The following is a 15,904-nucleotide window of genomic DNA, read 5'->3' on the forward strand; positions in this document are numbered from 1 at the left end:
GTATGTTTAAACTTCTTCTCTATTTTGTAATTAAACTTTATCACATTTTTTCCCGGAAACATCTACTCGTTATTACTAAACGTACTTTCTTAATTCAGGTCTCTTCCGGCATTGGTGATGCACTGATGGCGATACCTTTTTTGAGAGCGCTCAATGAAGCTTTTCCAAATGCCATGATTGATGTCTTATGCAGCGGTCCTACAGCGGAAATTCTTGAGAGTCATCCGGGAATCCGAAAAATTTTCTTGTTGGAGCGGGGTTGGCAATCGATAAAACTTATACGGCAATTACGCTATGAGCGGTACGATGCCTATATTGGTTTAATTCCGAGTAATACGATTCTTCAGATACTCGTTCCTTATTTTGCAAATATTCCGCTGCTCATCAAACACCGTTCGCCTCACCATGGTTTTCGCAATTACGATTTTTTGTTTCATCAAATAGCCGATATACCCGAAGGGCGTCACCGGATTAAGTGCAATGGTGATTTGTTAAGTCGTTTAAATGTTTCTACAAAATTCGGGAATCATTTCCCAGAAATATATCTTCAGGAACAAAATACGGTGAGTGCTGAAAAAAAATTATCGGAGTCAAACTTCAATAAAAGTAAAGCAACGGTCGGCTTTCATCCTGGGTGCAATCCATCGGCATCGTTTAAAAGATGGCCAACAGAACGTTATGCCCAACTTGCCGATTGGCTTCAAAAAGAAATAGGTGTTCAAGTGATCATCGTTGGCGGCAAAGATGAAATGTCCGATGTTCAAAAAATAAAATCTCAGATGGTCTCGATTCCAGTCGTCGTTGCCGGAAAATGTACTTTAAAAGAAACGGCTGCCGTTATTAAAAAATGTTCCTTTTTTGTCACCAACGATTCCGGTATCATGCATTTAGCCACAGCGGTAAAGGTGCCAACGTTTGCGATTTTCGGCCCGAAAGACGACCGCCATATTGGTCCTTATGGAAATAATCATACTGTGATTCGGAATGGAAACGATGTTAAAAATGTTACCCTGGAACAAGTCAAACAAATACTGCTCGACAGTCCTTATGGAATTAAAGGATTAACTAATTCTGCCAATTAACTCAAATTCTCCGGCCTTATAAAAAATTTCCTGACTTTTTTCTATTATTGATTTATATTGCTCGGCTTCTTCAATTCATAACAGATTAAACATGGAAGAGTTTATCGAAATTCGCGGAGCTCGCGTTCACAATCTCAAGAACGTTAACGTGAATATCCCGCGGAACAAATTAGTGGTCATTACCGGTGTCAGCGGTTCCGGCAAATCTTCACTGGCCTTTGATACATTGTATGCAGAGGGTCAGCGACGGTACGTCGAATCGTTATCGACGTATGCGCGTCAGTTTCTGGAGCGTATGGATAAACCCGATGTCGATCACATTAAAGGCATTAGCCCGGCGTTAGCTATCGAGCAGCGAACATTAGCCAAAAATCCGAGATCGACAGTCGGAACAGTGACGGAAATTTACGATTACTTTCGATTGTTATTTGCGCGCATAGGAAAAACTTTTTGTCCTGATTGTAATATCTTAGTCAGGAAAGACACTGTGTCCGGTATTGTTCAGACGATCATGGCTTATCCGGAGGGAACCAAGCTCTATGTCTTATTTCAATCGTCCGTCGATGAAAAGAAAATTTTGGAGTTTCGTGAAAGAGGCTTTAATCGTGTCATTATCGATGATGAAATTCAGACATTTGACGATGCCGCTGCCGTAAAGAAAATTCTAAAATCGAAAAAGATGGAAATTCTCGTCGATCGACTTGTTGTGAACGAAGAAAATCGCTCGCGATTGGCGGATTCTGTCGAGACGGCATTTAATGGCGGTGACGGACGAATTGTTATTCGTTTGCTGGACGGCGCCGATCTGAATTTTTCAAATAAATTTGAATGTAATCAATGCGGACGAATATTTATCGAGCCCGAGCCGCGTCTGTTTTCGTTCAATAATCCGTACGGTGCATGTTCGCATTGCCAGGGTTTTGGCAATAAAATTGAAATCGATATGGATCTGGTCATACCGGACAGAGCCAAAACGTTGAAACAAGGCGCCATCAAACCTTGGACAACGGATGGGTATGCGGATTTTCAAGAGCGTTTGGAAAAAAATGCAAAAAAAAATAATATCCCGCTCGACGTGCCCATTAAAGATTTAACGAAAGAACAATTTCAAAAAGTTTTGAATGGCGGCAGCGGATTTGATGGTATTAAAGAATTTTTTGGTTGGTTGGATACAAAAACATACAAAATGCACGTTCGCGTGCTTCTTAGTAAATATCGCGGCTACGTAACGTGTTCCGATTGCAGCGGTTCTCGCTTAAGACCGGATGCCAATTTTGTAAAAATAGATGGTCGTACGATTCATGATGTTCATAACATGACCATCTTGGAAGCCCATAGTTTTTTTTCGAATTTGAAATTGTCAGAGATGGATGTTGAGATCGGGCGCCGCGCTTTGGAAGAAATCAATAAACGGCTGACTTATCTCAAAAATGTTGGATTGGGTTATCTAACGTGCAGCCGTATGGCCGGCACTCTTTCCGGCGGTGAGGCGCAACGAATCAGCTTGGCAACTTCGCTAGGATCGTCTTTGGTGGGATCGTTGTATATTCTGGACGAACCCAGCATCGGTCTACATTCACGCGACAATGATAAATTGATTCGCATTTTGCAAAACCTGCGCAACATCGGCAATACAGTGGTTGTTGTGGAGCATGATCGCGATATGATGCGTCAATGCGATCAAATTATCGATATGGGACCGCGAGCGGGTGTGCACGGCGGAGAAATTGTCAGCCAAGGAAATATTAAACAAATCATAAAAGATCAGCAATCACTTACAGGATTATATCTTTCAGGAAAAAAAGGCATCATAGTACCTTCCAAACGCCGTAAAGGAAATGGTCAATCAATTCAAATCATCGGCGCTGCTGAAAATAATTTAAAACAAGTAGATGCCAAAATTCCGCTGGGAATGTTTGTGTGTATTACAGGTGTTAGCGGTTCTGGTAAATCAACACTGGTGCATGACGTTTTATATGCCGGTGCCATGCGTAAACTGGGAATGTGGTCAGGTAAAGTCGGTCGCCATCAGGATATCAAAGGCATTAAAAATATCCGTGCCGTTGAAATGGTCGATCAGCATCCGATTGGACGAACTCCAAGAAGTAATCCTGCATCCTACATTAAAGTTTTTGATGCGATCCGTGACGTGTTTGCCAATGTACCAATGTCCAAATTACGAGGATACAAATCCGGAACTTTTTCATTCAATGTACCCGGCGGACGTTGTGAAGAATGTGAAGGAGCCGGCGAAATTCTGGTTGAAATGCAATTTCTGGCTGACGTCGCTTTAGTCTGTGAAGAATGTAAAGGTCAGCGCTATAAAAAAGAAGTTCTGGAGGTACATTATCATGAGAAAAATATTTTTGATGTGCTGAACATGACGGTTACAGAAACCATTGAATTCTTTAAGGCGTTTCCAAAAATTGTAGCTAAACTGCAAGTACTAGACGATGTTGGGCTCGGGTATTTAAAATTAGGGCAGTCGGCTAACACACTTTCTGGCGGTGAAGCTCAGCGTGTGAAACTTGCTGCGCATATGGCTGATCGCAAGGAAGAACATACGTTGTATATTTTAGACGAACCAACGACCGGATTACATTTTGAAGACATAAACAAATTATTGATCAGTTTTAATAAGCTTCTTGACAGTGGTAATTCGATTCTTGTTATCGAACATAATCTCGATGTGATCAAATGTGCTGATTATATTATCGATTTAGGGCCGGAAGGCGGCGATAAAGGCGGAGAGGTGATTGCAATGGGAACGCCTGAAGAAATTATTCAAAACGAACGTTCCTATACCGGTTATTATTTAAAAGAGTATTTAAAATAATTAATTAAAAATCCGGCTGCCGTAATCGGTTCTCTGTAATTTGATATCGCGCAGAGTAGGAGATTTTATTTGAACGATGAAAAAATAACCTGCGGCCGGTCCGTTCGGCGTCCAATCAAATCGCATTTCCCAGCAATGCAAATCCCTCGAAAATGAAAAAGTCTGGCTGATCAAATCTTTCTTCAAAATATCCAGACGGGCAGAATAACTGGCCTGCCAGTTCTGCGATATTTTAATACTCCCGCTCATATTCATACCAAACGTTTTCGTCACATTACTCGGATTACTCTTGTTAATATCGTAGTTGAGGTCGAATCGGGCACTCCAGGGCACATCAACCGGCAGTGTATTTGTGACCGGTAATCGTTGATTGTAAACCGGCAAATTATTTTCCTGAGGTTCAACCTGTGGTTTAGATTGATCGCCACCACCGAGAGCAAAACCTGATGTCAAAGATGCATTGACTAATCTGGGAATTTTAACAAGATCGTTCACACGACGATTGAGAGTACGGTCAAAGCGATAAAAATCATGCGTTACATTAAGTGTCAAGCTGACGCGTTTTGCGAGATCATTGCTTAACGTAAATGACGAACTCAAGAGCGAGAGTTTGAATTCCGGCGCTTCGAAATTATAACTGATACTGCTATTCCAATTCAACAGATCAATTTTCTTTTCAACGGGCTCTTTGTTTTTTGTTGAATCCGATGAGCTCGTAAGATATTTAGCTTGAAAAACATTGCCAAGATTAGCGCCTAATGATAAAGACCTTCCTTGAGGCGTTCCACCGAAAAGTATATTGCCGCTATAGCGATCGTATTTTATTTTTTTTCCGGCCGTATCTCTGGCGGTTTCATAATATCCCCATTGTTTCGAAGAAAAATCGGGTTGATAAGTCAGGCTCACACTCGGAGTCATGACGTGCCGGAAGGTTTCTAATCCGAACAAGTGGGGATTCATTACACCGTACACTTTGGTCGAAAACGATACACTGGCATTGAAGGTGTGACGCGCAAAAAAACCACGGACTGTATCGGATACGGCTTTATTGTCTGCTGTGTACCGGAAATTTTCCGAACGCCTGTCAAGCCATGTTTCCTGGAAATTGACACTGGGCGTAAGATTAAAATATTTTAAAATTTTAAACGGTGCGCTGATACCGGCCGTATGATTCATTCCCACAGCGCTCAACACTACTGCACTGTCATTGGCTTGAGTTTCTCTCCGTAGCGCATTGGAACTATAACTGTAGCGGATTGACTGATACCATTCATCGGGTTTATTTTTGTCTTTTTCATTTTTTGGAAAAATGGCTGCCGACGATTTGGTAATTGAAATATTGGGAAATGTAAGTTCGCGCTGACCGTTATCCAGGTTTTTAGATTGCGAAAGATTTGCTGAAAGACTGCCCCAGTCGAAAGTTGTGTTGTAGCTAACGTTGGTCCGGATTTGGCGATTGAGAATCTGATCTGGGTTGATGCTTGTAAATTGATAAAAATTTTTGCTACTGACGTAATGGATATCAGCATTTAAATTGGATCGTTCTGAAAGCGTGTGGTTATGTGTGATGTCGACGCTCCATAAATTCGTTTTTTCACCCGTAATGTAACTCAAAGACGATCGCGAAAATTGAAAACTGCCGGTGTACTCGTATCGTTTGGCATAGCGCGAGCCTCCATGAACAAGAAAGCCTGCTTTGTCAAGAAAATCCACTTGTAACAGCGCGTCAAAGTAATCGTTGGGAGCCCAGTAATATCCAAAATTTCGTACCTGCTTTCCTTCGCGTGGCGTTTCATTGTATGAGGGTGGTGTGATCCCGGATGCGCGACCTGATCGATTGGGAAATACTCCGAATGGAATGGCGAAAATCGGCACTTCATGGATATGCAAAATAATCGGTTTGGCAACGACTTTGTCTTTCACGATCATTTTCATTTCTTTAGTTTGAAAATAAAAATGCGGATCGTGTGCCTCACATGTGGTAAAACGTCCATTTTGGACGTACAAAGTATTATCACCGATCTTTCGAATATTTTGTCCGTAGTAAAATCCATCCTGTAGCTTGGTTTCGCCCATGATCACCCGGCCGCGGCGTGTATCAAAATTATATTCCATTTTATTACCGCGAAATGCTTCGCCATTTTCACTAAATTCCGGAACTCCTTTATAAGTAATGACAGTTCCGAGTGAATCGACAGAATCGGGTACGGCTTCGGCGATCATAAGACGTTGAGGCTGAATCATAGTGATGCGCGCGGCACGAATTTCCATGCCACGGTATTTGACCCATGCGTTATTTTTGAGAATGACCGTTGAATTATCCAACGTACCTTCGGTTGTATCAGCGCCATAAAAAATGAGCGTATCGACGCCTCCGCTGGCGGTATCCTGCAAGGCTTTTATTGCCGCCGAGGAATCCGTTTTAGATGTATCGGGAAAAATGATGAGGCTATCGGCGCGCGATTCCTGGGAATAAAGCATTCCAGTGAAGATTAATAACAGGAAAATAATTTTAAAGTGATCGCGCATATTATTTTTCGAGGATAACCGTTACGGGGCCCGAGTTGTGAATTTCCACTTCCATCAGTGCACCGAAAATTCCTGTTGCAACGTGGATGCCTTTTTGACGAAGTAGTTCAATAAATTGCACATACAAAGGTTCTGCAATTTCCGGCTTTGCTGCATCAATGAAACTTGGCCGTCGTCCCTTTCGTGCATCTCCATAAACTGTAAATTGCGAGACAGCAAGAATTTCTCCCCCGACGTCAAGTAAGGATAGATTCATTTTTTCATCTGGATCGTTGAATATGCGAAGGTGTACGCATTTATCGGCCCAAAATGCCAGTTCTTCTTCCGTGTCACCTTCCCGAAATCCGATGAGCAGGACCAAACCCATTCCAATCTGACCGACGATCTGTCCATCGACCGAAACGCTGGCGTGACTGACGCGTTGAGCAACAATTCTCAAAAGATCTCCGTTTTAAAATAAAACCCCGAACTTGGTTCGGGGTTTATGGTCATAAAAGTTAATCAGTAAAATAATAGCGATTCTACCTTCTGCAAATCGGAATTTGTTAACCGCGTTTGGAGATCAATGCATATTTACGTTCGTTATATCCCGTATAGATCTGGCGCGGTCGGCCGATGCGTGTATCTTTGGATTCCATCATTTCTTTCCATTGCGCTATCCAACCCGGCATACGTCCGATGGCGAACAGCACGGTAAACATTTCAACCGGGAATCCCATGGCTTTGTAAATAATGCCGCTATAAAAATCCACGTTCGGATATAATTTTTTCTCGATAAAATACGGATCTTTCAACGCTACTTCTTCCAACTGATGAGCAATATCAAGCAGTGGATCATGGATTCCGAGCTTATTTAAAACTTTGTCACAAGTCTTTTTAATAATGGTGGCACGAGGGTCGAAATTTTTATATACGCGATGACCGAATCCCATGAGGCGATAATTGGAATTTTTATCTTTGGCCATGTCGACATATTTTTTAACATTGCCGCCGTCTTCATGAATATGTTTGAGCATTTCAAGTACTTCCTGATTGGCGCCTCCATGCAAAGGTCCCCATAACGCACAAATGCCGGCCGAGATAGCAGCAAATAAATTGGCATGGCTGCTCCCGACGAGACGTACGGTGGATGTCGAACAGTTTTGTTCATGGTCTGCATGAAGAATAAAGAGCAGGTCAAGTGCTTTTTCGATTTCGGGATCCACTTCGTACGGTTCGGCCGGTACGGCGAACATCATATTCAGAAAATTTGCACAATAACTAAGAGAGTTATTGGGGTAAATAAACGGTTGCCCAATCGATTTTTTATAAGAATACGCCGCAATAGTAGGAATTTTACCAAGCAATCTGAAAATCGACAAATTGACATGTTCATGATTGATCGGATCGATGGAGTCCTGATAAAACGTCGAGAGTGAACATACAACCGCCGATAACAATGCCATAGGATGCGCATCGCGGGGATAAGCATCATACAAGCTGCGTAAAGATTCGTGCAACATCGTGTGGCGCGTAATGTTGCGTTTGAATGAATCCAATTGCGTTTGTGTCGGTAATTCTCCATGAAGGAGTAAATAACTTACTTCGGTAAAATTGGAATGTTCACACAAGTCCTGAATGGAATAACCACGATACCGCAGGATACCTTTTTCTCCGTCGAGAAATGTGATGGCACTGGAGCAGGCTCCGGTATTACCGTAGCCGTGATCCATTGTGATCAATCCTGTTTCCGACCGTAATTTGGAAATATCAACTGCTTGTTCGTTTTCGGTGCCCGAGATGATGGGGAAATCCATCGTCTTGTCATCGTAATGAAGGGAGGCTTTCTTTACCATGGCAGCTCCTTGAATTTTAAGCCTTATAGTTTTATCCCGGCTGAATCGAGATGAAAATTATTTAATTATTAAGCAGACAAATTTATGATTGGCTGAAAGAGGTACTAAGAACTTGGCCAAAGATAATAAAAGGAATTTCATTAGGCAAGTTAAATTGCCGCTAGGCGTTAACGATTTTTCGTAGCGGGAGTGTAATCTTAAATTCAGTACCTTTACTGGACGAGCTTTCAAAGAAAATCGTACCTTTATGATTTTCAATAATCTTAAGCGAAATGGACAAACCGAGTCCGGTTCCTTTACCGACCGGTTTGGTTGTAAAAAACGGATCGAAGACTTTACTTTGAATTTCTCTTGGTATTCCAACGCCATTGTCGCGAATGGTGATGAGAATATTATTCGTACCGGCGATTGTTTTGATCCAGACGTCGCCCTGATTTTGAATAGCCTGGAAAGCGTTGGTCAATAAATTAAGTAACACTTGATTGATGTGTCCCGGGTTACAGTAAATCGGCGGAAGTTTTCCATAATCACGGTGAATATTGACACGCGTTTTGTATTCGTTTTTCAAAATATTCAGAGTGCTTTCGATACTGTCATTGATGGATACTTCTTTATAATTGGATTCATCGAGTCGTGAAAAATTCCGGAGATCTTCGACGATTTTTTGAGTTCGCTCAACGCCGTCCCGCATTTCTGAAACAATGTCGGGAAGCTCATTCAGGAATTTTTCAAATTTGGTTTCGTCAATCAAACGGTCGATTTCTTCGAGTTTTTTAGCAAGGTCGGAATGTTTCGGGTCCCCGTTATGCTTAAGCAATTCGTAAAAATCAAAAATATCGGTGAAAGCATGAAACATTCTCCGCACGTCATCAACTTTTCTTTCGAGTAAGGAGACATTTGCTTTCACATACGCGATCGGATTATTGATCTCATGGGCCACGCCTGCAACCAATTGGCCCAGTGAAGCCATTTTCTCAGAATGGATCAGATGCATCTGAGTTTCTTTGAGTTCGTTCAAAATCCGTTCAACGTTTTCTTTTTCTTTGATTAGCTCTTTGGTACGGTAAATTACTTTTTGTTCCAGTTCTGCGGTACGCTCATGCACTAGACTGATACGAAAGCGATAAACGGTGTAAACGCTGAAACCGATAAACATTAAAATAAATATAACGAACCACCAGCTTTTCCAAAATGGGGTAAGAATTGTAAAATGAACTGACAGCGGTTTTTCGTTCCAAACGCCGAATCCGTTTTGCGCCATGACTTCGAAGGCGTAACGTCCATTATTCAAATTAGTATAACGAATTTTGTTTTCACGGCTGGGCGCAGACCACTCATTGTCGAATCCAATTAACCTGTAACGGTACACGACATCGGTTTCATCTTTGAATGATAAACCTACAAATTCAAAAGTGATATTATTCTGTTCGTAAGGGACTTCTTGCTGTACCGGGGAAAACAAATGACTGAGAAAAGAGGAGTCATTGGACGCAAGAAAGGGATCGAGATCCCTGCGCGAAAGTATTTCTGTTTGTTTTTGCGATTTATCTTCGATCGTCATCTGTGTTAAATAGACGACCGGTGGTTGAATTGATTTAAATTGAGAACTGCGCGTCGACATACGTGTAATGCCGGAACTGGTGCCAATCCATATCAGATTGTCTGTGACCATCAATGAATTATGCGTACTGATTTCATTATCAATCAACCCTCGTTTTTTGGTGTAGATATTCAGTACTTTTCCGGTTACCGGGTCTACGTGATTGAGTCCGTTATTAGTACCAATCCACAGAGTGCCATCCGGATCACGTTCAATAGCATTGACGGTATTGTCCGACAGGCCGTCTTTTTTTGAAAAATGGCGCACGAGGTCACGAATATTAAAATTGGATGCGAGCAGAGGGATTTTATCAATTTCCAGGATACTGACTCCACGTTCGCCTCCAATCCACAAATTGCCCGCATTATCTTCGCATAAGGATAATGCCAGATCATCGGCCAGCCCGTCCGAGCGTGTATAACAGTGGAATCGTTGAGTTGCTTCATTGAATAACGCGAGACCTCCGCCGATCATGCCAACCCAGATACGTCGTTTTGCATCTTCATACACGCACCAGCCGTTGTTATTGATCAAACCGTCAAGCGTTGTAAATAATTTTACATCAAGGTTGCCGTCAGTTTTCAACCGGATATACCCCACGCCTTTATCCATACTGACAAACCAGATACGTTCCCGGGAGTCTACCAAAATGTCCGGTATCCAATTACCGGCTAAAGAGGGATAATTGGAAAGATTGATTGAAAAAAAATCCTGTATACTTTCAGAATGAGAAATGAGGTTCAATGCGGTTGTTTGTTTGGCTGAAGGTAAATTGGGATATTGTGCTAGATAATTTTTTGGAATGAACGCTTTGAGGCCGGTATAAGTGCCAAGCCAGAAAATACCCAGAGAATCGACTTCAATATCCCAGATGTTCGTAGCACCGAGCTCTTCCGATGACGTATACGACCGAACAACACGGTCGTTCAGGATTGATAAACCATTGCTCGTTCCCGCTAAAATTTCACCTTGACGGGTTTTAGCAAGAGTGATAATAGCCTCACCGGCTAAACCTTCGGATTGAGTAAACGAAACTAATTCGTCTGAGATCAATTTACTTGCGCCATTAGAGAACGTGCCGAACCAGAAATTATTTTCTTTATCTTCCATAACGGTATAAAATTGATCGCTGCCGAGTCCGTGACGTCCGTCATAATTCTTAAAGACGATGCGGTCATCTTGTACCTTTGCCCTGCTGATGCCTCTTTCCGTCGCAATCCAGACGTAACCGCGGCTGTCTTCGATGATCGAACGCACGGAATTATAAGCTAATCCGTCCGCCATTCTGTAATTTGAAATTCTATTTTTCTCAACGCGGCTTAAACCGAGTGGCGTTCCAACCCATAGTTGCTGTTTGCTGTCGAAACATAAAGCCTCGATACGATTATCGACTAATCCATTTTTGGTTGTGAGCGTTGATATGACAATTTTATTATCCTGAAGTAATTGTACAAAAGCAACGCCTTCCAAAGTACCGACAATGATTCGACCGGATGAATCTTTAGAAAGGCAATAGGTTACATTCGATGGCAGTCCATCTTGCGTAGTAATTGTTTTAAAAATATGCGAAGCGTGATTACGATAACTCAGACCGCTGGCTGTAGCAAACCATAAATTGCCTTCGCGATCTTCAAGGATTTTTTTGACAATGCCTTTACCGACGCCATCGGCATAATTGTAATTGACGAAAGAATCTTCACGTGTATAATAGCAGCTGATACCTTCATCGGTAGCCAACCATAAATTTAAATCACTGGATTGATAAATATCGCGAATAACGTTGCTGATCAGACCTTGCTCTTTCGTGTAATTAGTAAATGTCCGTCCGTTATAACGGCTGAGTCCTCCGGCAGTTCCGAACCAGATAAATCCTACATCATCTTGCAGAATCGAATAGACCTGGTTTTGCGGAAGCCCGTCGGACGTCGAATAATTTTTAACAAAAAATTTCTGAGCAGCCAGCGGGTGAAGCAAGCCGATAATAACCATCAGAAAGCATGTGCAGAAACGAGCAATCATTGGTTTAATTTTAAATCAGTGATGATGGGCAATGATCAACCAAGACGCAGGCATGGCAAGCCGGGCGTCTTGCGATGCATGTTTTTCGTCCATGTTCCGACATGAGATGTGCGAAACTGATCCAATCGTGCTGAGGTAATATCGTCATGATGTCGGATTCGATTTTTTCAGGGTCAGAAAAGGTCGTTAGTTTCAATAATCGGCTGATACGAATGACGTGCGTATCGACGACCACTGCCGGGATATTAAAGATTGTACCGAGAATGACGTTAGCGGTTTTACGGCCAACGCCGGGCAATGCGATCAACTCGTTCATAGTCGAAGGTACTTCACTGCAATGACGCTCGATCAGTTGCCTGCAACACGACTGGATATTTCGGGCTTTATTGCGAAAAAAGCCTGTAGGACGAATGTCTTTTTCTAATTCCAAAACTGACGCTTGTGCAAAATCTTTTGCGGAAATATATTTGCGAAACAAAGACTCGCCAACCGTATTCACACGTTCGTCAGTACATTGCGCCGACAAGATCGTTTTGATAAGAAGTTCCAGCGGTGAATTGAACGTCAGCCGACATTGTGCCGCCGGGAATTCTTTTTTTAAAAGCTCAACAACGGCGACTGCTCGAATTTTTCTATTTTCCAAATCGTCCATGCCACGATTCAATGGGTCGGCAAAATATAGAAAGATGACTCCACAGTGTCCACTAAAATATTGAAAGAAAATGACGGAACAATTTTGGCATTCCGGTAAAATCGGAATGACCGTAAACCATCCCTTCACAAAAATATTTTCTATGGCAAATTCAGGTGTTGGGAATTAATTATTGGCAGGTGCAGACGGAGGGTCTTTAATTTCTTGATTAAGTTCTTCAACTTGATTACGACGGATGAGTTCTTCGATGTCGTCCGTATCGGTGTCTTCACCGCGGTTGCTGAATTTCACCGAAACGACTTTGGATACGCCGGCTTCCTGCATAGTTATACCGAAAATATTGGCAGCAGCTTCCATCGTACGTTTATTATGCGTGACGACAATGAACTGAGTATCTTTGGAAAAGTCACGAAGGAGTTTGGTAAATTTATCGATATTAGTATCGTCAAGCGGCGCGTCGACTTCGTCCAAAATACAAAACGGGCTTGGCTTAACAAGATAAATCGCGAACAGTAATGAGATCGCGGTTAATGTTTTTTCACCGCCGGAAAGCAAAGCAATATGTTGGATTTTTTTACCGGTAGGGCGTGCGAGAATATCGATATTGGCTTCAAGCGGATCCTCGTTTTTTGCTAATTCCAGATTGGCTTCGCTGGCATCGAATAAACTGGTAAAAATCTTAATGAAGTTTTCACGGATTTTTTCAAACACTTCCATGAATTGTTTCTGGGCCGTCGTGTTGATCGTTTCGATCGTTTGGAGTAATTGATGTTCCGCATCCAGTAAGTCTTGCCGTTGCTGTACCAATAAATCAAGGCGCTCTTTTTCAACCGTAAACTCCGCGAACGCTTCCATGTTAACCGGCCCGAGCATTTTAATTTTTCGCCGAATATCATCGATCAGCGTTTTGGTTGCAAGCGGATCAAAAGCAGCGGGCTGGCTTTCGGCCGGTAAATCGTCGTCTAAAACATCATCGATGGATTTTTCTTCCTGTACTGATTCAAACGCGGCTTGCGGCTGGGCGACAATTTCTGCAGGAGTTTCCTCCATCTCGGTTTCATCGTCCGTCACAGCGCTTGTTTCAAGATTCTCAAAAGAATCTTTGGTAAGATCGAAATCGTATTCGCGTTGAATACGCTCACATAAATTCCTGATTTCAAATTTTAATTGTGTGTGATCTTGTTCAAGGCTGTGGCGCGAATTGATCAATTCATCTCGCTGGCGTCGCGTACGCTTGAGATCCGTATCAATCTTGGCGGCATTTTCACGGAGTTTGGCAACTTCTTGGTTTTCGTAATCACGGTTTTTTTCGCTCTTGTCGCGTGTTTGTAATAATTCCGTCAATGCGATGTCATGCGACGTAGCGGTCTCGTTGATCCGTTCAATTTCCGCTTGTGCGGCCGCGCTTTCCGAAGAATGGCGGGCAATGGTTTCGTCATTCTGCAGGATTTGCTGTTTGGCATTGTCGATGCCCGAACGGTGATTATGCAATTCACCTTCGAGACGAAGGGCTGTGGATTGTACGTGATTCAAGGCATCGAATTTTTCACGACGCTGCTTTTCCAATTCATTTAATTGAAATTCAAGTTCACGCGTTTTGACTTCCAGTGTAGTTCGCCGCTGTTCCAGTTCGTGAATAGTCGGATCGATTTCATCAAGCGTAGCTTGAAACAGCTCTTTTTCCTGACGTGCCTGTGAGATGCTGTCTTGATTTTTAGTAACATTTTCACGAGTACGTTTTTGTTCATACTCGAATTGAGAAATAGATTTTTCGAGTTGAATTAATTCTTGTTCGGCATTGCGAAGTGCACTCTGAAGGGTGTTGGCCTGAGTTGATCCTGTTTGTAATGCTTGTTCGGTTTCGATGATTTGCTGTTGAATCGTTGAAAGTTCTTTTTCGAGTTGTTGCGTCTGAGACAGAAGTTGTTGTAAAGTTTCACGCTGTCCGATCACGCTACCGGTTGCTTTCCTTTTACCGCTGCCTTTGATCAGGTAATTGCCTTTCACGATTTCGCCGTTAAGCGTGACAAAACGATAGGCAGGAAATTGTTCAGCCAAGGCTGTCGCCTTATCAAAATTGTCAACGAAAGCGACATCGCCGATCAGGAGTTGAACTAACGCGGTGTCTTTTGAATGTACGACTTCCGTGGCTAAAGCGATAATTTGGCTTTTATCAAGCGATGTACGCGCCGTTTCGCCGGCTGGCAATTTTTCGCGATTGAGGAAAGTGGCATAACCGTGGTCCGATGAGGACAATTTCATCAACGCATCGCGAACGCCCGCAACCGAGTTACCGATCAAAAATGAAAAGCTTTCCCCTAAAGCCGCTTCCAGAGCTTTTTTAAATCGATCTTCCGTGGATAGAATATCGGCAACAGTATTGTCGAGACCAAGTGTTTTTTCGTTAAGCAAAAATTGAACGCTTCCGGGAAATCCTTCGTGGTTTTCGATAGCCTTCTGTACGATGGCGATTCGTGCATTTACGCTCTTGATTTCCGCTTCGGCTTCGGCCTTTCGTGAACGCAATTGATCCAGAGTGTTGCGATGGTTTTCCATCATTTTCTGGTGTTGTTCAACATCAGAACGGAGTTGCTCGATTTTGGCGGTCATTTGTTTGCTGGAATAATTTTGCTCATCTAAAAGAGTCAATGTATCGCCGGAATCGGTCTGTTGAATTTCAATATCTTTCTCAAGTTCGGCTATCTTGCGTTCGAGGTTCTGAATATTATTTTTAGTCAGTTGGTATGAATTCCGTTTTTTGGCCGTTTCGTCTATGAGTTGAACCAGCTCTTTCCGGTAATTTTCCAGCTGATTTTTTTGTCCATTCAGCGATTCTTCGAAGGCATGATAATCGGTTTTTTGAGATTCCAAATCCTGATGAAGGGAAGCGTAAGTGGCCTCAGCAGCCTGAACGGATTGCGTCAGTTCATCGATACGTGATGCAAGAATATCTTTTCGTTGAGCCAGCGTTGCATTTTCTTCCGAATAACGGCGGATCAAATCTTCGAGATTGCTCTTTCGCTCGCGCGAAACCAGTACTTCTTCTTCGATTGTTTTGACTTTTTTGTCGATTTCTTCGAGCGCCAACTGCGCTTCGCGCAGTTTTTGTTCTCGGCCGATCAGCACAGCATTCATTTCTTCGACATCGGCTTCTTTTTTATTAATCTCGCCAAGATATTGTTCGGCAACCAGTTCAAGATTTTGAAGCTTTTCAGACAGCGGACCGATTTTCGTGTTAAATTGTTCGTATTCATATGCGCCAAGCCGCACTTCTTCGAATTTAAGCTGGGTCGATAATTTTTGGTAACGATTAGCTTTTTGAGTTTGTCGTTTTAGGGAATTGACTTTTTT

8 protein-coding genes are annotated in these 15,904 nt (G+C 42.5%); 2 read left to right on the forward strand and 6 right to left on the reverse strand.

Features of this window, described 5'->3' with window-relative positions:
• The first annotated feature begins 2 nt into the window (after positions 1–2).
• Together waaF and uvrA are read left to right on the forward strand one after the other, a co-directional pair.
• Positions 3–1,082, forward strand: coding sequence for a lipopolysaccharide heptosyltransferase II (waaF, locus tag K1X84_02370; protein MBX7150457.1), 1,080 nt, complete (start codon positions 3–5; stop codon positions 1,080–1,082).
• Positions 1,083–1,173: 91 nt separating this feature from the next.
• Positions 1,174–3,918: an excinuclease ABC subunit UvrA gene (uvrA, locus tag K1X84_02375; GenBank protein MBX7150458.1), complete on the forward strand. Its 2,745-nt coding sequence runs from the start codon at positions 1,174–1,176 to the stop codon at positions 3,916–3,918.
• On the opposite strand, the gene K1X84_02380 is transcribed toward uvrA, so the two are convergent.
• The 6 genes from K1X84_02380 to smc form a co-directional block, all read right to left on the reverse strand.
• Complete coding sequence (locus tag K1X84_02380; GenBank protein MBX7150459.1) at positions 3,919–6,447, reverse strand: hypothetical protein; 2,529 nt, start codon at positions 6,445–6,447, stop codon at positions 3,919–3,921.
• 1 nt (position 6,448) lies between these two features.
• A complete protein-coding gene (gene dtd / locus K1X84_02385) occupies positions 6,449–6,886 on the reverse strand; it encodes a D-tyrosyl-tRNA(Tyr) deacylase (protein MBX7150460.1) in 438 nt (145 codons plus the stop codon).
• A 106-nt stretch (positions 6,887–6,992) separates the two neighbouring features.
• On the reverse strand, positions 6,993–8,282 hold the full coding sequence (locus K1X84_02390; GenBank protein ID MBX7150461.1) for a citrate synthase: 1,290 nt from the start codon (positions 8,280–8,282) through the stop codon (positions 6,993–6,995).
• A 160-nt stretch (positions 8,283–8,442) separates the two neighbouring features.
• On the reverse strand, positions 8,443–11,871 hold the full coding sequence (locus K1X84_02395) for a hypothetical protein (protein MBX7150462.1): 3,429 nt from the start codon (positions 11,869–11,871) through the stop codon (positions 8,443–8,445).
• A 40-nt stretch (positions 11,872–11,911) separates the two neighbouring features.
• Positions 11,912–12,553 carry an endonuclease III gene (gene nth / locus K1X84_02400; GenBank protein MBX7150463.1) on the reverse strand — a complete coding sequence of 214 codons (642 nt, stop codon included), beginning with the start codon at positions 12,551–12,553 and terminating at the stop codon, positions 11,912–11,914.
• Positions 12,554–12,718: 165 nt separating this feature from the next.
• The coding region (smc, locus tag K1X84_02405; GenBank protein MBX7150464.1) for a chromosome segregation protein SMC at positions 12,719–15,904 on the reverse strand (3,186 nt) is incomplete at its 5' end.

Source organism: bacterium (assembly GCA_019695335.1).
In the GTDB taxonomy this organism is placed as follows: Bacteria; CLD3; CLD3; order SB21; family SB21; genus JABWBZ01.